The organism is Dysgonomonas termitidis, from assembly GCF_054657735.1.
In genome coordinates this window covers 2,941,870-2,961,619 of sequence record NZ_BAAHYD010000002.1, presented here as the reverse complement: position 1 = coordinate 2,961,619, position 19,750 = coordinate 2,941,870, and the positions used below count along the sequence as shown (strand labels likewise).

18 protein-coding genes and 1 pseudogene are annotated in these 19,750 nt (G+C 39.7%); 11 read left to right on the top strand and 8 right to left on the bottom strand.

What is annotated here, in order from left to right; genetic code table 11:
* Nucleotides 1-33 precede the first annotated feature (33 nt).
* Entirely contained in the window at nucleotides 34-888 is an 855-nt protein-coding gene (locus ACYQ3L_RS16305; RefSeq protein ID WP_379995229.1) for a helix-turn-helix domain-containing protein, read from the bottom strand.
* A 688-nt stretch (nucleotides 889-1,576) separates the two neighbouring features.
* On the opposite strand from ACYQ3L_RS16305, the gene ACYQ3L_RS16300 reads away from it, so the two are divergent.
* The 3 genes and pseudogenes from ACYQ3L_RS16300 to ACYQ3L_RS16290 form a co-directional block, all read left to right on the top strand.
* Nucleotides 1,577-2,470, top strand: coding sequence for a helix-turn-helix domain-containing protein (locus tag ACYQ3L_RS16300; RefSeq protein ID WP_379995227.1), 894 nt, complete (start codon nucleotides 1,577-1,579; stop codon nucleotides 2,468-2,470).
* Between the two features lie 836 nt (nucleotides 2,471-3,306).
* Complete coding sequence (locus ACYQ3L_RS16295) at nucleotides 3,307-3,717, top strand: hypothetical protein (protein ID WP_379995225.1); 411 nt, start codon at nucleotides 3,307-3,309, stop codon at nucleotides 3,715-3,717.
* A gap of 124 nt (nucleotides 3,718-3,841) precedes the next feature.
* A pseudogene (locus ACYQ3L_RS16290) lies at nucleotides 3,842-4,432 on the top strand (NAD(P)-dependent oxidoreductase); the annotation flags it as partial.
* A 181-nt stretch (nucleotides 4,433-4,613) separates the two neighbouring features.
* Here the strand turns inward: ACYQ3L_RS16290 and ACYQ3L_RS16285 are convergent.
* The 4 genes from ACYQ3L_RS16285 to ACYQ3L_RS16270 all read right to left on the bottom strand — a co-directional run bounded on the left by ACYQ3L_RS16285 (nucleotide 4,614) and on the right by ACYQ3L_RS16270 (nucleotide 9,102).
* Nucleotides 4,614-5,873, bottom strand: a complete 1,260-nt coding sequence (locus ACYQ3L_RS16285) for a peroxiredoxin family protein (RefSeq protein WP_379995223.1) — start codon at nucleotides 5,871-5,873, stop codon at nucleotides 4,614-4,616.
* Between the two features lie 29 nt (nucleotides 5,874-5,902).
* The gene (locus ACYQ3L_RS16280; RefSeq protein WP_379995221.1) at nucleotides 5,903-7,579 is read right to left on the bottom strand and encodes a fibrobacter succinogenes major paralogous domain-containing protein; all 1,677 of its coding nucleotides are present in this window, start codon (nucleotides 7,577-7,579) and stop codon (nucleotides 5,903-5,905) included.
* A gap of 202 nt (nucleotides 7,580-7,781) precedes the next feature.
* A complete protein-coding gene (locus ACYQ3L_RS16275; RefSeq protein WP_459952442.1) occupies nucleotides 7,782-8,012 on the bottom strand; it encodes a hypothetical protein in 231 nt (76 codons plus the stop codon).
* Nucleotides 8,013-8,352: 340 nt separating this feature from the next.
* Nucleotides 8,353-9,102 carry an alpha/beta hydrolase gene (locus ACYQ3L_RS16270; RefSeq protein WP_379995217.1) on the bottom strand — a complete coding sequence of 250 codons (750 nt, stop codon included), beginning with the start codon at nucleotides 9,100-9,102 and terminating at the stop codon, nucleotides 8,353-8,355.
* 222 nt (nucleotides 9,103-9,324) lie between these two features.
* On the opposite strand from ACYQ3L_RS16270, the gene ACYQ3L_RS16265 reads away from it, so the two are divergent.
* The 5 genes from ACYQ3L_RS16265 (at nucleotide 9,325) to ACYQ3L_RS16245 (ending at nucleotide 13,423) form a co-directional block, all read left to right on the top strand.
* Complete coding sequence (locus tag ACYQ3L_RS16265) at nucleotides 9,325-9,930, top strand: hypothetical protein (RefSeq protein ID WP_379995215.1); 606 nt, start codon at nucleotides 9,325-9,327, stop codon at nucleotides 9,928-9,930.
* 17 nt (nucleotides 9,931-9,947) lie between these two features.
* Complete coding sequence (locus ACYQ3L_RS16260) at nucleotides 9,948-11,366, top strand: DUF5723 family protein (RefSeq protein ID WP_379995213.1); 1,419 nt, start codon at nucleotides 9,948-9,950, stop codon at nucleotides 11,364-11,366.
* A 204-nt stretch (nucleotides 11,367-11,570) separates the two neighbouring features.
* Nucleotides 11,571-11,996: a VOC family protein gene (locus ACYQ3L_RS16255; protein ID WP_379995211.1), complete on the top strand. Its 426-nt coding sequence runs from the start codon at nucleotides 11,571-11,573 to the stop codon at nucleotides 11,994-11,996.
* 160 nt (nucleotides 11,997-12,156) lie between these two features.
* Nucleotides 12,157-12,825 (top strand): YdeI/OmpD-associated family protein, encoded by a 669-nt coding sequence (locus tag ACYQ3L_RS16250; protein WP_379995209.1) that lies wholly within the window; start codon nucleotides 12,157-12,159, stop codon nucleotides 12,823-12,825.
* Nucleotides 12,826-12,868: 43 nt separating this feature from the next.
* Complete coding sequence (locus ACYQ3L_RS16245; RefSeq protein WP_379995207.1) at nucleotides 12,869-13,423, top strand: DUF1697 domain-containing protein; 555 nt, start codon at nucleotides 12,869-12,871, stop codon at nucleotides 13,421-13,423.
* A gap of 108 nt (nucleotides 13,424-13,531) precedes the next feature.
* Here the strand turns inward: ACYQ3L_RS16245 and ACYQ3L_RS16240 are convergent, their stop codons facing one another.
* Complete coding sequence (locus ACYQ3L_RS16240; RefSeq protein ID WP_379995205.1) at nucleotides 13,532-14,086, bottom strand: outer membrane beta-barrel protein; 555 nt, start codon at nucleotides 14,084-14,086, stop codon at nucleotides 13,532-13,534.
* 407 nt (nucleotides 14,087-14,493) lie between these two features.
* Between ACYQ3L_RS16240 and ACYQ3L_RS16235 the strand changes: the two genes are divergently transcribed.
* Nucleotides 14,494-15,387: an AraC family transcriptional regulator gene (locus ACYQ3L_RS16235; RefSeq protein WP_379995203.1), complete on the top strand. Its 894-nt coding sequence runs from the start codon at nucleotides 14,494-14,496 to the stop codon at nucleotides 15,385-15,387.
* Nucleotides 15,388-15,501: 114 nt separating this feature from the next.
* Here ACYQ3L_RS16235 and ACYQ3L_RS16230 read toward each other — a convergent pair whose 3' ends face one another.
* The gene (locus ACYQ3L_RS16230; RefSeq protein ID WP_379995201.1) at nucleotides 15,502-15,795 is read right to left on the bottom strand and encodes a hypothetical protein; all 294 of its coding nucleotides are present in this window, start codon (nucleotides 15,793-15,795) and stop codon (nucleotides 15,502-15,504) included.
* A gap of 646 nt (nucleotides 15,796-16,441) precedes the next feature.
* Entirely contained in the window at nucleotides 16,442-17,395 is a 954-nt protein-coding gene (locus ACYQ3L_RS16225; RefSeq protein ID WP_379995200.1) for an alpha/beta hydrolase, read from the bottom strand.
* 775 nt (nucleotides 17,396-18,170) lie between these two features.
* Between ACYQ3L_RS16225 and ACYQ3L_RS16220 the strand changes: the two genes are divergently transcribed.
* Together ACYQ3L_RS16220 and ACYQ3L_RS16215 are read left to right on the top strand one after the other, a co-directional pair.
* A complete protein-coding gene (locus ACYQ3L_RS16220) occupies nucleotides 18,171-18,767 on the top strand; it encodes a LemA family protein (protein ID WP_379995197.1) in 597 nt (198 codons plus the stop codon).
* 41 nt (nucleotides 18,768-18,808) lie between these two features.
* Nucleotides 18,809-19,576 (top strand): TPM domain-containing protein, encoded by a 768-nt coding sequence (locus ACYQ3L_RS16215; RefSeq protein WP_379995195.1) that lies wholly within the window; start codon nucleotides 18,809-18,811, stop codon nucleotides 19,574-19,576.
* Nucleotides 19,577-19,750 lie beyond the last annotated feature (174 nt).

The window sequence follows — 19,750 nt, the reverse complement described above, 5'->3', positions numbered from 1 at the left end:
TACAGACGAAAGATTATCTATTAATTGCCTATGTTAATAGGCAATGGATTTTCCGGATTTTCTGATGTTGGAAGGGGTAGTTCCCAGATACGACTTGCAAAAATTGGTAAAATGGGAGATACTGGAAAAGCCGAATTCGTCACAAATTTCTTTAAAGCTTTGTTTTTCGAGCCGTATTTCATAATAGATTTTTTCCGCCTTGTTCCGGAGCATCCATTTATACGGGGAAACGCCGAATACACGCTTGAAGTGCTTCTCGAAACCGGAAACCGAGTAATGAAGCGCCTCTGCCAATTCGCTTACCGATTTATAGTTATGTCCATAATGTGTGATATAAGAAGAGAAGCCCGAATCAGAATGTAATGCTCTACTGAAAAACTGGGCAAGATTATCCTGGGGATAGAATGCCCGCATCAGAAAGAATAATTCTGCGATTTTGTGTTGAAAAAACTCCCTGCAACATATGCCTTTATCAATGCAAGTCTGGATAAACGATATAAACTGTTTGATTTCCGGATTTGTTTCCAGTAAATATACGTAATGCTTACTTTTACAGCATTCGTCAAGGTTACTTTTTATTAGATCCATGATACGCAGGCAATTGCAAAATAAAATGGGATCATGTATGCGTACAATTAGCAAAGTTGAATCTTCCAGAATACGAGCTAAGTAGTGACAATCTATAGGCAGGTATATGATGTCATCTACTTTTATTTCAGAATTAATAGATACGTCTATAGACAAATCGATTTTGCCTTTAATAACAAAGGCCATTATATCTTCGGCTGATATTTCTTTAATTACATTTCCCTGATCCAGTTTTAAAAGTTCAAAGGTAGGATCTTCTTTTTCAGCCATAGGGCAATCATTATCACAGAAAGTATTCATAAATTATATTCCTTAATTAATAGACCGCTATGAGAATTTTTATGTAATTATATCTCTTATGCCCGGGCCGGACATTCAAGAAAACTCCCGAAAATGAATCTTAAATAAGATATTTGCTACATGAATATAATTACGATGATTAAATATTCCTGTAATATTTATCAAATCGAAGCTGTTAGAAATATACAAATTGCAAACAATAATGATGATATTTGTTCTATAATGCAACACGAAGAAAGTGATGAAATGATAAAATGTTTATTTCGAATCACTATTTTTTGTCCTCCATTCCGTCTGTCTTTTAAACACCTATCTGCCTGATTTTGTTCTCAGTAATTTAAAAAATATAATTACAACGGGAAGGGTAACCTCTAAATTCACGATAAGAATATATAAGATTATATAACATTTTTTTTATATATCGCTTATACATATCGGGATAATATACTTATACTGCATCCATTAGGATGGAAGAAAAATAATAAAAAATGGAGGAAATATGTAAAAAATAATTCAATTCAAACCTCTACATTTGTGCCGAATACAAATTCTTACAAGAAGTACCTATTCTTATTTATATCTCTACTTTCATTTAATTTAATTATTACTTTTTACAAGAGACGAGTTGAACCTGGTCTTATTAATGATAAGGTCATTCTATAGTTTTTTGTTTTATTAGCCAATTTATATGAGCGAATTATATTGTTCGGATAAATTATCGTGCCCTTATAAAGAAAAAGGGCGTCATTCTACTATTCAGTTGTTGGAACTGAATCAGAATGACCTGATAGATAATAATTCCCTGAATGATAAGATGGTTTTTCTTATAAAAGGAAAAGTTTCTTTGTCGTTCGCAAGTCATACTGGAGCGATTATTGAAGAAAATAAGGCTGTATATCTTCCTGTAAATCAACATTATTCACTTAATGCGTTAGAGTATTCTACCTTGTTGATCATACGGCTTCAGGAACAAATTACATTTTGCAATTGCATGAATATTGAGGATATTGCCAGGTTTTTTGAGAACGAAAACGATCAAACCATGGACGATTTATATCTTTTAGACCTAAATGTGGAAATAAAGAAATATATTGAGTTTGTGCTGACCTGTATCAACCAAGGAATATATTGCGGTATATTTTACCGGAATAAAGTAAAAGAGTTGTTCTTTCTCCTGCGTGCTTTTTATCCCCAGAAAGATTTATCGTTTTTTTTTCGTAAGGCTCTCAGTGCCGATTCCGTGTTTTCATCTTATATTATGCGTAATAGCCACAACTATAAATCGGTAAGCGAATTGGCAGAGGCGCTTCATTACTCGGTTTCCGGTTTCGAGAAGCACTTCAAGCGTGTATTCGGCGTTTCCCCGTATAAATGGATGCTCCGGAACAAGGCGGAAAAAATCTATTATGAAATACGGCTCGAAAAACAAAGCTTTAAAGATATTTGTGACGAATTCGGCTTTTCCAGTATCTCTCATTTTACCAATTTCTGCAAGACATATTTAGGGGATACACCTTCAAATATAAGGAAATACGGGAAGATATGGGAAAACGGATGTGAACCGGATTTTCAGGAAAATTAGAAAGGAACTACCCTTTTTTTGAGAATAAAGCCCCTGACCAGCTATGTTTTACATATGTACGATTTTTTGTTACATTATGGTGGATATATGTAAAAGCATTTTTGTTTCATCCATATAACTTTGCAATTGAAATAATTCAGAGATACAGAATAAGAATTGACTTTTTATCAGAGAGTAATTGACAACGGATAAATATAAAGAATAACAAATTAAAAGAACAGTATTAAAAACAGTAAATCATGGCCTGGTTACAGGCTGTTGATGGCATACATGGATGAATAATATTTTGCGAAAGCGCTGATTTTTCCGTTTGTGCATTCTGATACATTGTTTATTGATACCGATAGTTTTATATAGTTCTGTATTACAGCATGCACAATGCATTACAAACGTGAATGGGAATAGGAACAGAAGCAAACAACAAAACGAAAATTAAACGACTGAATATATGAGAATAAAAAAATATATTGAGGTAATACTATTTCCTAATAGCAGAATATTAGAATCATATACTTTATCTCCGGGCATTAAAACCTGAAATATTTTGAATAATCAGTTTCGCCAATATCCGGATTTTCTTAAAGAATATGATATATCTAAATAATATTATTCCTTTTTCCGCATCTCAATTGTCTTTATCTTACATTATGAATATTATATGCGGAAATTTTTTGTCTTTTACGGATTACCTTGTCTGCGACAGGTAGGGTAATCCTATTTTCTATTTATATAACATAATAAAGATGAAACATATTGACATAAATACAGATAACCCCCTGAACCGGGTAACAGTATGCCTATATAACTTGATTTTATTAACATTTCAAACAAAAAAAATGGAAACAAGAAAATACTACAGAGTTACATTGAGTATTATTATCGGTCTGCTGCTGACAGTAGCGGCATATTCCCAATCAGGCACTCCGGTTATTGAAAAAAAGAAGAACCCGGTAAAGGAAGAAACGGTAAACACGGTATTGCAGCCCAAAAAAAGAGAACCAAAGCCTATGGCGATCTACGGAGGATTGGTCTTGTACAAGGTACAACTGAAATCCCGTACCAGTTTATCGCCTTATGCAGAGGAGAATACTCCTGACTATAACGACAAGAAGGAAGATCTGACCGGACTGATGATCTTTCACCAGAATAAAGATAAGCAGGACGGTGCAATGCCGGATGGGGTTTATGTATGGGACGGTGAACAGTGGTTAAATATAAGCCTGCCTGTTAACAATGAAACTAAATAATACAGAGTGGGGTATTGCCGTTATGGCACTGGGGATAATATAGTATAATGTAAGTGCAGGCAGAGTAGGGATTTGTCCTTGCAGGCTTCTTTTACTATCTTTATTGTTTCTAATCTTTAAGGATATGTTTAAAAAACTTGTAGCCATAGAGCCCGTAAGCCTGATTCCGCCGGCTGCGGAGGAATTGTATTTTTTTGCAAAAGAAGTTGTTATGCATCAGGATATACCTATAGGCGACGACGCTATTGTTGCGCGCATAGGAGATGCAGACGCTGTACTCCTGAGTTATACATCACAGATCAATCGTTATATCTTGGAAAGATGTCCCGATATTAAATATATCGGGATGTGCTGTTCTCTGTATTCTCCCGAAAGCGCCAACGTGGATATCCGTTATGCTAACGAACGGGGTATTACCGTAACAGGCATCCGGGATTATGGTGACGAAGGAGTGGTAGAATATGTGATAAGCGAGCTTGTGCGTTGTCTGCATGGATTCGGACAGGAACCTTGGGATGGGATGCCCCGCGAAATTACAGGATTGAAGGCCGGTATTATAGGACTGGGTAAATCGGGAGGCATGATAGCTGACGCATTGAGCTTTTTTGGCGCGGACATAGCTTATTTTGCCCGAAAAGAAAAAGAAGATGCAAGAAACAAGGGTTATCATTTTCTACCATTGGGTGAACTTCTCGCCCGGAGCGAAAAAGTCTGTTAATCTACTGACTAACAGACTTTTTGTCTTTTATTGGCTTCTCCTGCCTTTTCAGGATTTTGCCTTTCGGTGGGCGTTGACGTATTCGACCCGGCGAACCGTCGTGGCTCACCGGGTCAAAATACAAACTAAACAAAACTAAGCGATAATATTTAGTAAGCTCTATAATCTATACTATTCCTCAGTTCTTAAACAGTTCCCTGAGTTGTGCGTACCGTCCCCGCACAATACCTTCCCTGTCGGTCAGGATAAATGTGGGCGTACCTACAATGCCGTAGTTGTGGAAGTTCTCCCCGTCGAAGCCTTTGAAGTCGCAAAGCTTGTCTACCCAAGGAAAACCCGTTGCCGTTTCCACGAATACATTCCTATCCACATCGGCGGAAATGGTTATCACACGGATATTGTTATCTGTCAATAGTTTATATTTACTTTTCAGTTCCTCCAACTCATTATGACAGTTGCCGCAACCTGTCTCGTAAAAAACGATCAGGCTGTGTTTGGGAAGGAAAAGGCTATCGCCTGCTACGATCTCCGGTGCAGGCTGCCCGTTCAGAGGCATAGTAAGGTATTCCGTGCCGAGTTCGGCAAGCAGGGCGTCTTTTGCATATTTAGTGAACATACGGATAATAGCCTGCGTTACTTCCCTGCGGATAAATATATCGTTGCCGCACCTGTCGATCATATGGCGGGCATCGTTGAGCAGCAGGCTGTCGTTGACCGAAGTTTGCACCCATACTTCGAATACAGGCTGCCAGAAACCACTGGTGTACAGATCGCCAAAATCGACCTTACCGACAATAAAATCCCTCAATTCTTCCAATATGCCCTCCTGCGACACATTGAAAGAACTGCCTGTTCCCGAAAGGCAATTCAGTATCTCCACTATGCGGGCGGCATACAAAGGGCTGTCATTTATTTCTTTGCGAAAAGTCTTATACTCATTATCCAATGCCAGCATATGCTGTTCAGGCGGAGCCAGCACATAGGACGGGCTTTGGTTTTGAGGACGGCCCGAAACTTCGACATATTCGCTTATGATCTTGTTTTGCCGGGCAAGTGAATTAATCAGGAAACTATTTTCGGCTGAGCCTTCAAATACAGGGCTTGCTTCCTGTCCTGCCCCTTCGGGGGAGCCGGAGGGGGCTTCACTCATTAAAACATCCTCTTTGCCGTTGATAACGATATTCCATATTTTGCCGTATTTCCTGATAGAGAGGCGTCCCACTCCCCGGTAGTTTCGTGGCAGGGTAACAGACGCCCTGCCTCCGGCATCCAGTTTCCCTCTTCCGATAGTGTCCTCCTTAGCCCCTTCCGGCAGGCAGAAATAATAGTCGCGTCCGGCATACCACGGTAGCCGGACGGATACGGACTGGGCAAAGAATATTGACGGAAGCAGTAAAAGTAAGGATTGAATGCTGAAAAGCCTGATGGTTTTGTGCATTATATATAGTTAATAAAATCTTAATCGGATTATGAATTCTTGATGCAACGCAAAGCAATGCCTTCTGCGCGGTAGATACTGTAGGCAGGGTACACGCTACCACTGTTGAAGTGCAGGCCGTACGCATCTGTACTGATAATGTTGATACTCCAGTAGTAGCCGTTCACGCCCTGGCCGTAGAGCGAGCCACTGCCGTAGCTCCGGGTGCCATTAGCAGGCAAAAAGAGGGTTGTAGTGGCGCCGTCAGGTCTGATTTCGTACCCACGACCGTTAGTATTGTACCATACCCAGGTATTAGCTGTGGCTGTTGACGAAAATCCCGAAACAGTACCGCCTTTATACAGGTTTCCCCATTCGTCCTGCGAAGGTGTGCGCCAGCTCGTATCTGCACTGCCATCATTAATATTATTACTTTGGGCAGGGTAGTAGCTTTCGTAAGTCAACCCGTCTTCCTTGATCTTGGCGCAGGGATCATTAGGGGCAAAACGTCCGGTACGCCACAACTGGTCTATCTGGTTTGCAAGCAAGTTATATGCCCAGTTGTAATTTTGTCCTGAACCTGTTCCGTAAATAAACATACCGTAATGAGTAGCGTCCGTACGGGCCACCTGTCTCCATGGGTAACGCGTTGTTGGACCAATCAGATTGCCGTCCTCGTACGTCGGACCTGAACCATAGGCTACCTGATTTGTCCCCGCGGTGTTTGCTCCGACAGTAAAACCCTGTGCGGCTCCCCGCTTTTGATGTCCGTCGCCGATACGGCCCCACTGGTACAAGTCGCCGTAAAGGTTTTCTTCTCCTGCAATATAATAATGCCTGCCGTCTGAATCGTTAAGAATATTGGTCATGGGATGATTTCTTTGTGCGGCAATAGTCAGGTCGGTAGCTCCCAGGTTAAAGCACATAAAGGAAATCCATTCGCCGGCATTATTCTTAGCTCCACAGCCCACGGCTACTTCGGCTATGTCGGAGGTTAATTCTGCGCCGAGGGTGCTTGTAGCGATGCAGTAGAATTTATAAAAGCCTGTATTATTGGCATTGCGGGTAGTGCCTTTAAGGGCTCCAGCAGGAGTGAAGGAAGTAGTGGTAGCTCCTATGCCCGATATGGTCCCGCTTCCGCCAATAGGTGTACCGATAAGCACATGCACATTATTACCCGTTACCTGATACCACTGGTACGTCCATGTACCCAGCCCGTCTACTGTAAAGGTTAGCGGTGCGGCCGTTTCAGTACCCAGTTCGTAGAAGGTGAACTGTTGGGGTTGCCCTGTAATAGACGATACGGCCTCGTTAGCCTGTGAGGTAACCCATATCGCTCCGTTCCATGTATAAACAGCAGGATAGAGGGTACTACCCACACCGTTGTTGGTGATATTATACACCATCAGTCCGGCAAGGCGCTCTTTCAGGTTGTCGGTATTGGCTGTAAAGTCAGGATCGCTGGTCGGGATAAATGGTTCGAGGGTACTGATGCTGACCAGTTTTACGCGGGGAAGCAGCAAACCGCCGTCACCCAATCCGGAAGTGATATTAGCGTCATCCGAAACGGAAGATACCGTACCCGCAGCGCCCTGGCGGGTTTTCAGGTCGAGCAAAGCCGCTCGTCTGGGTTCTAGACCCGAACCGATGGTCACTTGCGATTGCAGTTGTAAAGTCATAAGGGATAATGCGCCTATGACCAATAGTTTTAAAGTTTTTCGTTCCATAATTGTAGTTTCATAATTAAAATCATAATATAGGATTTATCTTTCCCCGGGAGAAAAATAATACAGGGCGTACTCTGCCGGAAAACAGAATATACCCTGTATTGTGATTTCGGAATAAATGTGTAAATTTTGCGCACCCATATATGGGCGCAATCAATTAAACTGTAGAAATGATAGTGGATTATTTTTTTAAGGGTAGTAGCTAATAAGCTCTCTCTCTCTCTCTCTCTCTCTCTCTCTCTCTCTCTCTCTCTCTCTCTCTCTCTCTCTCTCTCTCTAACAAAATAAAACTAACTTCCAAATTTTCAAAGAAAAAAATGGTAGGAAAAGTTGTGTTTTTGTATTGCAATTTCTGTCTTTCTATAGCCACATCTAAATACTTTGATGCCCCGAAGTTAAAAAAAATATTCGGTTTGACCAATACAAACTTCATATAATAGATAAAATTATATTGAGAGTTTTGGTACTTATCGAGTTTTTTCTCCAAATATTATATATATTTGCAACCGGTAAGATCACAAGTACACGCTAAGCTTCATGAAAAAACAATTCTTTAAACTTTTTAGTCAGCAGAGAATTTTATTGACTGTTTAATACGTATATGTTATACCAGCAAAAGTGTATGACGGCGTTCTTGTGACGTATAGAATGATACGGATAACCTGTATAACTGCAATAATTTAGGTAAAAGAGCAGGCTACAGATGGGTAATAAGGTGGGTGGTGCTACTTATTATCTTATAAAACTGTAGCCTATGTTTTTTCTGGTTCATATTATTCATCTTCTTCCTTCATCAGTAATATCCCGCTAAGAACAGAGCTTACAACGTCTGCCTTTTTTATTACCATCAGATGATCGCCGTCTTCGACCGGAAATGCATTTCTTATATGTTCATAGGGAAATATCTGATCCAGAGTGCCATGTATATGATACAGATGCTTGTGGTTTCCTCCCGGTATCCATTCTGTAATTTGTTTCACAGCCCATTTAATATATGCCGGGTCGGTATATGTCATTACTTCCGACAACTCCGAAGCAGGCATATTATATACAAAACGGTTGAATGCGTTGGTTATAAATTCAGTAGAAGAATATACACGCATCGGCACCCGTTCTGCCAGATTAGTTCTTTTCACGGCACGGAACAGGGTAGGGATTTCATCTTCGCTTTTGAAAGACGATATTATTATACTTTTTACAGGTTCCAAGAAACGGCCCATTTCCTGCATGATAACAGCACCGAACGAATAACCTACCAATACATAAGGGCGCGAAGTATCTATCTTTCCGGCCATTACATGCGCATACTCATCCAGCGATTCATCGGGCCGGGGAATATGCCATTCTATATATTTTTTCCTGAACCCCCTGGGTAATTTCAGGTTGTTAAATACGCTGCAATTGTAGCACATGCCCGATATGAAATACACAGTGACGTCATTCTTCTTTGTTCCCACAATACCCTGCCACATTCTTTTCAGCAGGTTTGATATTCCCTTTCCGGTATTTTTGTCCTGTGTCATTATTGGTTTACAGTGTTATATTCAGGTATATAAAGATAATGATTTTAATTTATAAACAACCGGGTCTAATTAAGTTAATATCAGTAAAAACAGTGTTAAAAATAAATTTATATACCATTTTCACCTTGCTTTTCCGTTAAAAAATAGGATTTCCGGTTTATATATTTTAAATTTGTTGTTACAACCGGATATAATACGGAAATCGCAAAAAAATCGGCCAAAATGAGACTTCAGTACAGCCATATATTCCTGGCCATCATACTCCTGTCGGGCTTGCAGGCCTGTGTCGATAAAGACTACGACTGGGGGAATATGGATAAAAGCGGAGTAATAAGTATTCCGCCTATTCCATTAGGCGATATTGATACAATATATATAAAAGGTTTGCCGCAACTGGACGGGTCGTGGGGGATACCTATTCCTGACGGCTCTATCGCGTTGAGCGATACAATACGCGGACTGTTTGACGATAATGCGGTCCGGAAATTTTTTTATGAAGGCAGCGAGACGGTGGAAATATCTGCAAAAATAGATATTTATGTGGCTACCAGGGGAGTGTCACTCGATGTCTATTTCAATATCATCAATACCGAAAAGCAAAGGATTGCCCAAGTCATTATACCGAAACAAACGCTGACTACCGGAATAGAACAGGAATTCTCTGTCAAGATTACGTCCGGGTACATGCAATATATGGAGAATGCTTCCGATTTGCAGCTTATAATTGTCCTCAAATCAAAAGATGCTACTTTATGGTTGAGCAACGACGACTACCTGTATATATGGGGAGCCATAGTAAAAACCGGTGGCTTCTACTATGAACTTTAAACACAGTTGATAGGAATATGAAGTTTATTACAGGACTACATGCCGTGTCGATAACCATTTTATGCATTTTCTCCATAAATGGAGGATATGGGCAGGTTACTCAATCGGACTATTTTATGGAGACCTCTTATCTCCGAAACAGCCTTAATCCGGCATTACGTCCCGAACAGGGATACCTTGTAATTCCAGTGCTCCCCGGCATAGGCGCAAATGCGCAAACGAATAAAATCAATTTACACAATTTTACGTTCAGGGGGCCCGATGGCGGGCGTGTGACCTTTATGCATCAGAGTGTAGGTGCAGAGCAATTTCTGTCAAAACTGTCCTACGATAATTATGCCAATACGGATGTAAATATAAAGCTTTTCGGACTGGGCTTTTTCAAAGGGGATGATTACTGGAATATCGATCTGGGTATAAGAACCCATGCAGATATTAATATTCCGAAACCGTTTTTTGAACTTCTGAAAAGAGGATTCGGACAGGAAGAGCAGTCTACATACGACCTGTCCGACCTGCATGCCACGGGTTATTCGTTTATAGAAATCGGTGTTGCACATTCACGTATGTTTATGAATGAGAAACTAACATTGGGTGCACGGGTGAAATTTCTTGGCGGGCTGGCCGATTTTAAATTAGATACCAAAAGCCTGAATATAGACGCTGGTCCCGATTACTGGAAAGCAAAATCAAAAGCCACGCTAATCGGTTCCGCCCCCGGCATAGCGCCCAGATACGATGAAAAAGGAAATCTGGATGGCTTTACTTTCGGTAGTTTTAATCTGCCGGGTTTAGGACTGGGTATAGATATGGGTGTGGTGTATGACGTGAGAGAACTGATTCCGGCTCTGAACGGTTTGAAGATTTCCGGAGCAATAAACGATATTGGTTTTATATCATGGTCTAAGGCTAATACCATAAACCTGCAATCTCCCGAAACAGAGGTAATTGTTTCCCCTAACGATTATTCGATATATGAAAGGGACGGTTCTTCGGTATTCGATGTTTTTCAGGACGCGCTGGACGATATAAAAAAAGCAGTGAACCTGAAAGGGGAGACCAAAAGGGGGCGGGCATCCATGCTTCGTATGAATATGAATCTGGGAGCCGAATACGAATTGATAAAGAATAAACTTTCCGGAGGAGCATTATATACCATCCGTTTCGGCAGTTATTCCAATATTTCGGAATTCACCCTTTCTGCTAATTACCGTCCTTGTACATGGTTTGCAACCAGTCTGACCTATTCGGTCAATCACAGTCAGTTCGATACATTTGGTCTGGCACTCCATATTGTACCCTCCAAAGGTTTGAATTTGTTCCTCGCGAGTGATTATGCAACGCCTCATATTTCATCAGATTTTATTCCTACTACCAGTCGGGCGCTTAATTTTCAATTTGGAATAAGTATTCCATTAGGAGAAAGGCGAAAATAAATCAACATTTATTGACAATATACGCCTTATATACAGTGTATTAAATGTTTATGAAAATAATTATTCACTTTTGAAAACATTATTAACCCCAAAAATGTTTAATATCTTGAAAGGCAGATAAGATAAATAATACGGTTAATTGTTAATTGATACTGCCATACAGTTAAAGTAATAGTATCTAATGATTTAATACTTAAAATACGAATGGCAACAGTTAATCCCTACCTTTCCTTCAACGGTAATTGCGAGGCTGCTTTCAATTTCTATAAATCTGTATTTGGCGGTGAATTTACATACCTGAGCCGTTTCAAAGATATGCCTTCGGAACAGCCGCTCCCCGATACAGAGAAAGAAAAAATACTGCATATGTCATTGCCTATAGGAGGCGGAACTATTCTTATGGGTTCCGATACATCCGAAGTATTTGGTATCAGGACTAAGTTTGGAGACAATATATCTTTATCGGTAAATATGAATAGTGAAGCTGAAACTCAGCGTATATTCAATGAGCTTTCGGCTGGAGGGGAAGTGATAATGCCTTTGGATAAAATGTTTTGGGGCGCATTATTCGGCCATTTCACAGATAAATTCGAAGTTTTATGGATGGTAAATTATGAGTATAAAATATAACGGAGAAACAAAAGAGTGAACAGACTTTTCAACCTTTAGATAAATTGAACAAAATTTTTGCTCCGTATCCTCAGAATGATTTTTCAGGCGAGGGTACGGAGTTCTCATTTTTATATTAAATTGCAGACCGAAAACACATAATGCCTTATACGATATAATTATGAGCGGACAGATAATAAATAAACTGAGAATTAATACTTACGGGAGTGTGCTGGCGCTGGATAAACCCGGAGATATACATGACCTGGATAGCCTGCTTCCTGACAATAGCGTGCAAAAGGAAAAATACAATACCATTTTTGCATTTGTCTTCACTCTGGATGAATTTATGAAGAAATTGCAGATGGTCATAGAGAAGGATATGCTGGATAGAGGCGGCAATCTGTTCTTTATCTATCCCAAAAAAGGAAATAAGAGGTATAAAGAGTATATCGGCCGTGACGATTTTTTTGAGCGGGTGGACGTGGACGACGATGGTTATGTAAAAGGCAGTTTGCTGAAATTTTTTAAAATGCTGGCTTTTGATGATACATTCACTCTTATCGGGCTTAAACATGAAGAAACGCGGAAGGGCCGGGCAAATCAACTCAGCCAGTGCGTTTCAGATTATATAGGCCGTATTCCTGATCTGCAAAAACACTTCGCTGAAGATAAAGAGATACTTGCTTTTTTTAATAACCTTACGCCCGGTTATCAGCGAGGGTGGGCACGTTTCGTGTATAATACACGCTCGGAGGAAACTGTAAAAAAACGGCTTGACGAGATGGCCGGCATTATTCGAAAGGGCTATAAGTCCATTGATTTATACAGGGCGGATAAGAGAAAATAAATTAATTAAGAATTTAAAATTAAAGTTCCTTATATATTTAATTATGATCTACATAGCACTATTGCGGGGTATTAACGTCGGCGGAAAGAATATTATAAAGATGGCTGAATTGAAAAAAGTATTCGAAAATTTGGGCTTTCAAAACGTACAGTCATACATTCAGAGCGGTAATGTATTGTTTATTTCCGATAAGGAAGAAGAACAACTCCGCATAGAAATAGAAACAACTATAGAACGTACTTTCGGGTTTCCTGTTGCCGTAATATTGAGGACATTGAGCGAATTGGAAACCATTATAGCGGGATGCCCGTTCACGTTGAAAAAAATAGCCGGGGCTATGGCTGCATCGGAAGGTGAGGTATTGTATGTATCTATGTTTTCCCGGAATCCGTCATCAAAAGATATCGGGCGCCTGATAAAATATGATAAGGAAGGAGATGAATACAAGATAGCAGGGCGGGATATATACCTGCTGTTTTGTAAGAGTATCCGTAATTCCAAATTAGCGGGCAGTATACAGAAAACGGATGTTCCATTCACATCACGTAATTTTAGAACGATAAGCAAATTAGCGGAGTTGGGGAAAACCATGAAATAAGCAAATGAACTACAATAAAAAGCGAGAGGTTGCTTCCATCCCGGGAGCAGCCTCTCAATGTTTTGAAGAGATTTTTGAGTAATTTAGAGTAATTGCTTATATAGTTATTCAGAACACGAAATTTAAACCTAATTGTATCTGGCTGAGGTCGAAATCGAAGCCGAAAGTATTGGTCTTCTGGCTGCCGAATTTTTCATACTGATAGCCTAAGAATCCGAATTTTCCGGTCAGGGTCAGATTGTCGGAAACATTGATGGCAACGCCGGGTCTGAAGCCGACTTCCAACTCATGCACCTTCGTATCGGTAGATTTTACCTTACTGTAAGTATATCCGGCGCCGCCATCAACAAACAAACCACCTATATTTCCTCTGAGGAATGAGTAACGCGCAAACGGATTTACTGTGAACCCGTCGGACTTAGCCTTACCATCCGGCACATTATATTCTTTATGTGCATATCCCAGTTTCATTCCTACGCCCCAGTTGTCCGACAACATATAGCCCACCTCAGGTGTTATGTTGTAATTTGTCAATCGTTCGCCATCTGTTATTTTGCTTGTATTAAAACCTGTACTACCACCTATCCAGACCTTGCCTGTCTGGGCATTAACAACCGAAGTCAAACCGAACATAATTGCAAGTGTAAAAAATAGCTTTTTCATAATCTTTCATTTTAAAATTGATAACCTAACTAATCTTTATTTCGTATTCACCTTACCTTACATTGCTTTCGAATACATGACAAAGGTCGTGCAAAACCAATGGTGAAAAAAGCCCCGTATGGCGGTAATAATGTCCTATTATTCTTATTTCGCAAAAAATGAAGAAAAAGTATTTCCGGCTAATGTTCTGATATTCCTACAGTATGTCCTGAAATTCTTATAAAGGAAAAAGGTCGCTTTTGAATAAAAAATAGTACGTTTGTAAATATGAGGTTATCCGGCCTTTAAAAATTAGAGATGTTATGATATAAATTGCCTTTTCATTATTTTACGGGTAAGAACTCATAAGGCCCCCGGGTGCCGATAATTATTTATACCGATAGCGTGAAGAAATAATAACAGACCATATGAACTTATCTAAAGTACAACTCAAAGATATTTCGGAACAGATAGACCCGTTCGCGATCAAAAACTTTATCGTATCGGATAAGGCGGTACATTTCCCTTCTATGTCATCGAACTATCCCATCATTATCGACGGGGTGGTATTTGCCATTTGCATCAGCGGTGTGGGAAAGATAAAGATAAACTTTAAGGAATATGAAACCAAGAAGGGAACTATACTGACCATTTTACCTAGTTATGTACTCGAGATCATTGAACAGAGTGACGACATGATGACTGAGTTCCTTATTTTCTCACCCGATTTTCTAACGGAAATACCTGTTTCAAGTAATTTTGATATCTCGATGAGCATAATACAGTCGCCCTGCCTTCATATATCGGAGGCGCAAGCCGGGAAACTGCTTGAGTTCCATTCATTTATTGTAACCCAATACAAACGTCGGGATCATCCCTTTAGGGAACAAATGGCGAAAAGTCTCCTCTACGCGTTATTAATAGAAGTAGGAGCTATTTATTATAACAAAATAAAGGAATCGGAAGATAATCCCGCAACAGATACGATGTCAGATGCTAATTCATATCAGAAAGAGCAGGTTTTTACTTTTTTCAAGCTATTACTGCATAATCATAAAAAGGAAAAAACGCTCCAGTTTTATGCCAATAAGATGTGCCTGACACCCAAATACCTGTCTACCATCATAAAAGAACGTACAGGCCGCACAGCCTTCTCGTGGATAAATGAGATACTTATTTCATCTACAAAATATATGCTTAAGACTACAGACCTGACTATCTTGCAGATTTCGGAAGAACTGAATTTTCCCAATCCGTCTTTTTTCGGGCGCTTTTTTAAGAAACATACTGGAATGACACCGGTGCAGTATCGGGAAAACTAAGTTTTATAATTATAAGGCAGGGTAGATGTCTGTAGTAACATTTTGAAAAACAGGTATTAACCTGCATGAATCCTTCCGACATAAAGAAAGAGACCGGCCATACCGGATATTGCTTCATGACATAAATCGCTTTAGCAGAGGATGCTTTTCTATGTCTTCGAATTTTTTGACTGCAACTCCCAGCTTTTCAAACAGCTTTTTCACCAGAGGGTCAATATCCATTACATACACTTCTTTGATGCGGTTGGTTAATAACCAAAGCGCTACATAGTTGACGTCTTTCTTCACGATAATGTCTTTTTCTATCTCCACTACCGATTTACTGTCTATGTGCAATACAATAATAGGTACTGTATCCAGGTACGCTTCGTCTATTATGTCTTTTTTGAGGAATAGTGCTATTTTCATACTCAGATAATTTTATTCAGAAACTACCGTTCCAGCGATCTGCCGGATAGCCCGGCTTTTTAGTTTCAATGTTCTTTGCCAGTTGAGATACTGCCGAAAGTAAAACCGAGGAAATATTATTTTCCTGTAAGGTACCTGTTTCTTTATTTTTAGAAAGCTGCATCATTTCCTTATATGACTTATCGTTTTGTAAAGTTCATCAATGAAACCGGTTAATAAAAGCCCTATTGAGAGGAATAAATGTTCTGATAGTCGGATTTGAAGATTATAGGAGAAACAATAGGTATGTATAAGGATCAGTAATATTATCAGAAGTATATTTTTTAACGTTTTTTTTAGTTCAAAAGATAGAACAGTTTGAGAATGGTCGATATATTTATTTATATACACATTGTTCGTAATATATTACATCTGATTATTAAATAATAAATTACTCTTTAAAATCCTTATTAAATCAGGTTTTTCTTATTTTAGCATCTAAACAAAATATAATAATTAATATAAGATCATATATGAGAATGGATTATATTTATATTAAACAATACACTATTCTTGCATTTAATTATCTAATTAATAAATATATACACAATGCAAATAGAATGCCTTATCCCGGGAAACAGATAGGGTAGGAAAAAGAAATGGTGAGTTACAGATCATTTAGTTTTATCCAATCGAATATCATATTGTAGACATTGTTTCGTACATTCTCCGCCGATAATATCAGATCATGTAATCCTCCCTCTACAGAAAGTATTTCCACATTACCTTTTATATTGTGCGCTATGCGTTCAATGTCATTTACATTCAATATAGCATCGCGGCCCGATACTTGTTCCAAGTTTTTGATATCCGTTACCGACTGAGCTGAATGCAATATTAATATGGGCTTAGGTATATAGAATACTTTTTTCAGTTCACTTTGGGCTTTGTGAATTGCACGCAACCACCCCAGATTTATTTTAGGAGCGAGATTAGGCTTCCAATCCAGTATATATTCCCATTCCCCCCTGTATAATCTGTGGATACTCTTCCCATATTCTTCGCTGAACCCTCCTGGAATAGTAACTTTAGGGATAAACCGCCCGATAAAAGATACAAGGGGCAAAAGCCTTTTGATCCATTTAGCGAGATTAAATTCATAAAAGGGGCTGTTGAGTATCAGTCCATCAAACAATCTGCTGTTCGTATGATCTTTGGCAAATAAAGTGGAAATAAGTCCGCCTGTGGAATGGCCAAACAGAAGAATCTCTTTATTTCCTTCGCTATGTATTATATTCAAAGATTGGAGTATCTCTTCGTAATAATCTTTCAGATTGCGTATATCATTAAATTTTTGATGGGTGAGATACGAACGTCCGTATTTTCGCAGGTCGACGGCATAAAAATTAAACCCCTCGCCATTGAAGCGGTGCGCCATCTCCGACTGAAAGAAATAATCGTTGAATCCGTGTATGTACAATATCGCTTTTTCGGCTCCGCTTTTGCACAGGCGGCGTATAAGGGTAGCTGTAACTGTGCCCTCGTAATCATCTCCCAATTTGAGGGTTTGCGACTCGAATCCGTCTTTCAGTATATCTTCTTTGTATGGAGGATTGTCCATAGTTTTTTATTTTTTATTTTTCAGAGTTAACGCCGCCTGCCCGGATTTGTACACCTAACCGGAGATATTGAATCCTTGAAACATGCCTAAAGTTATAAATTATTCTTTATGGATATATTAATATATAATAATATTCTCCCGCAAAGGCGTGAAGAAGCAAAACCCGATTTATAATTTATCGGCGCATTTAGATTTATTGACTATATTCAGTTAAAAAGTAATAGAAGTAACAGATATATCAGTGAACAGTGCTGTACGTTGTCCTGCTGAGCGGAGCGAAGCGTATGCAAAAGTTACACTTTTCCACTATTTTTTATCTGTTCCTTTTTTTCCTCTCTGTAAGTCCCCCTTGGGGGCTCGTTCATCATTTCAAAGAGCTAAAAGCTATCAGCTAATGGCTAAAAGCTATCATATACATATAGATAAACTTTTTTGAAAAGATCAAGAGCCCGTTTAAAATTTAACGAAAATTTTTCATAGGGTTCTTTTAAAATAAATCCGGTGTCATTTTTACTTTTGATCGAGGCTGCTAATTAGCTGCGCTGGCCGCTGGTATCAAAAAAAATATCTCAGAATAATTATAAAAAAGTTCAGCTATAAAATTTAAGCAGGTGCTAAATTTCGCGCGTTTGCCCTAATTACCGACCTTACTTAAGTGAAATCTCCACATAATTTAATACTTTTATGGCTTAATTATATATCACAGCAACAAAACATTCTCCCTTGTTGTTTTAGTCATAAATATATCTGATATTAATTCAAAAAAACAGAAACAATGAAATTAACGAAAGGAATAATCGCCATTATTGTGCTTGTGGTTCTCGGACTGATTGTATTTATGTATGCAAAGTCGCTTCAGAACAGTATGGTAGGAAAAGAAGAAGGTGTAACTTCGCAATGGGCTCAGGTACAGAATGCTTATCAGCGCCGTGCCGACCTTGTTCCTAATCTGGTAGCCACCGTGAAAGGGTATGCCACACACGAGCAGGAAACTCTTCAGGCAGTGGTGGATGCCCGTGCAAAAGCAACACAAATGAATGTGAACGCAGACCAGCTGACTGAAGAAAATATCAAAAAATACCAGGAAGCGCAAGGACAACTGGGAGCTGCCCTGGGACGCTTGCTGATGGTACAGGAAAATTATCCCGACCTGAAAGCAAATACTAACTTCCTTGCCTTACAGGATGAACTTACCGGAACAGAAAACCGTATATCTACCGAACGTAATAAGTTTAATGAAAAAGTGAGGGATTATAACATTTACATTCGTATGTTCCCTAAAAATATTTTTGCCGGCATGTTCGGTTTCGAAAAGAAAGGATATTTTGAAGCGGACGCATCGGCTCAGAGCGCGCCTAAAGTAGAATTTTAATTAGGTAACAATCAATAGTCAGCAGTTAACATATTACAAAATTGAAACGGATATTTAGAATATTCTTGCTTTTGTTTGTCGCCATTTCATTACAGGCGCAAGACGATCTGCCTTCTCCAATGTCGCCTCCGAGGCTCGTTAACGACTTTGCCCGGACATTCGAAACCCCGCAACGTGACGAACTGGAGCAGATACTGAAAGCGTATAATGACAGCACATCTACACAGATATATGTGGTAACGGTGACCGGCCTGCAAGGGTATGCCGTATCGGACTATGCCGCACGTCTGGGTGAAAAATGGGGTATAGGACAAAAAGACAAGAATAACGGTGTGCTTATACTGATAAAACCGCGCATAGGCAACGAACGCGGGCAAGTATTCATCGCCACAGGCTACGGTGTGGAACATATACTTACCGATGCCCGTTGTGGCCGCATCATAGACGAATATATGATCCCATATCTGCAAACGGGGGACTATTACAATGCATCCAAAGCGGCAGCCCTTGCCATTATTAAATATCTGGCGGGAGAATTTAAAGCTGATGAAGATAATGATCAGGGCAGCTCTCTTATTGCAAATATCGTGCTTGTAGTTGCTGTATTACTTATCCTCTATTTTATTTCCAAAAATAGCAAAGGAGGCCCTTCTTCGGGTGGGCGCAGGCGTGGCGGAGGTTTTGGAGGCGGCTTCGGCGGCTGGGGAGGCGGAAGTTCTTCCGGCGGTGGATGGAGCAGCGGAGGAGGCAGCTTTGGTGGCGGAGGCGGTGGTAGCTTCGGAGGCGGTGGTGCCGGACGTAGCTTTTGAACAAATAATGATCTTAAAAATACAAGCCGACTGTCGCGTTAGAAAAAAACCGAACGTAAAAACTTAACTGCCGATTCGCATTAAGAATGAAGAATAACCTCTTTACTTGTAACTCGTAACTGCCCTGGGGCGAAGAAATAACATTCGCCGAAGCGAAGGCGAGGCAAACTTGTA

What these genes read in the sequence shown, in the direction of transcription:
- ACYQ3L_RS16305 (WP_379995229.1), bottom strand. Translation starts at nt 888, where the DNA reads ATGAATACTTTCTGTGATAATGATTGCCCTATGGCTGAAAAAGAAGAT.
- ACYQ3L_RS16300 (WP_379995227.1), top strand. Translation starts at nt 1,577, where the DNA reads ATGAGCGAATTATATTGTTCGGATAAATTATCGTGCCCTTATAAAGAA.
- ACYQ3L_RS16295 (WP_379995225.1), top strand. Translation starts at nt 3,307, where the DNA reads ATGGAAACAAGAAAATACTACAGAGTTACATTGAGTATTATTATCGGT.
- ACYQ3L_RS16285 (WP_379995223.1), bottom strand. Translation starts at nt 5,873, where the DNA reads ATGCACAAAACCATCAGGCTTTTCAGCATTCAATCCTTACTTTTACTG.
- ACYQ3L_RS16280 (WP_379995221.1), bottom strand. Translation starts at nt 7,579, where the DNA reads ATGGAACGAAAAACTTTAAAACTATTGGTCATAGGCGCATTATCCCTT.
- ACYQ3L_RS16275 (WP_459952442.1), bottom strand. Translation starts at nt 8,012, where the DNA reads ATGAAGTTTGTATTGGTCAAACCGAATATTTTTTTTAACTTCGGGGCA.
- ACYQ3L_RS16270 (WP_379995217.1), bottom strand. Translation starts at nt 9,102, where the DNA reads ATGACACAGGACAAAAATACCGGAAAGGGAATATCAAACCTGCTGAAA.
- ACYQ3L_RS16265 (WP_379995215.1), top strand. Translation starts at nt 9,325, where the DNA reads ATGAGACTTCAGTACAGCCATATATTCCTGGCCATCATACTCCTGTCG.
- ACYQ3L_RS16260 (WP_379995213.1), top strand. Translation starts at nt 9,948, where the DNA reads ATGAAGTTTATTACAGGACTACATGCCGTGTCGATAACCATTTTATGC.
- ACYQ3L_RS16255 (WP_379995211.1), top strand. Translation starts at nt 11,571, where the DNA reads ATGGCAACAGTTAATCCCTACCTTTCCTTCAACGGTAATTGCGAGGCT.
- ACYQ3L_RS16250 (WP_379995209.1), top strand. Translation starts at nt 12,157, where the DNA reads ATGAGCGGACAGATAATAAATAAACTGAGAATTAATACTTACGGGAGT.
- ACYQ3L_RS16245 (WP_379995207.1), top strand. Translation starts at nt 12,869, where the DNA reads ATGATCTACATAGCACTATTGCGGGGTATTAACGTCGGCGGAAAGAAT.
- ACYQ3L_RS16240 (WP_379995205.1), bottom strand. Translation starts at nt 14,086, where the DNA reads ATGAAAAAGCTATTTTTTACACTTGCAATTATGTTCGGTTTGACTTCG.
- ACYQ3L_RS16235 (WP_379995203.1), top strand. Translation starts at nt 14,494, where the DNA reads ATGAACTTATCTAAAGTACAACTCAAAGATATTTCGGAACAGATAGAC.
- ACYQ3L_RS16230 (WP_379995201.1), bottom strand. Translation starts at nt 15,795, where the DNA reads ATGAAAATAGCACTATTCCTCAAAAAAGACATAATAGACGAAGCGTAC.
- ACYQ3L_RS16225 (WP_379995200.1), bottom strand. Translation starts at nt 17,395, where the DNA reads ATGGACAATCCTCCATACAAAGAAGATATACTGAAAGACGGATTCGAG.
- ACYQ3L_RS16220 (WP_379995197.1), top strand. Translation starts at nt 18,171, where the DNA reads ATGAAATTAACGAAAGGAATAATCGCCATTATTGTGCTTGTGGTTCTC.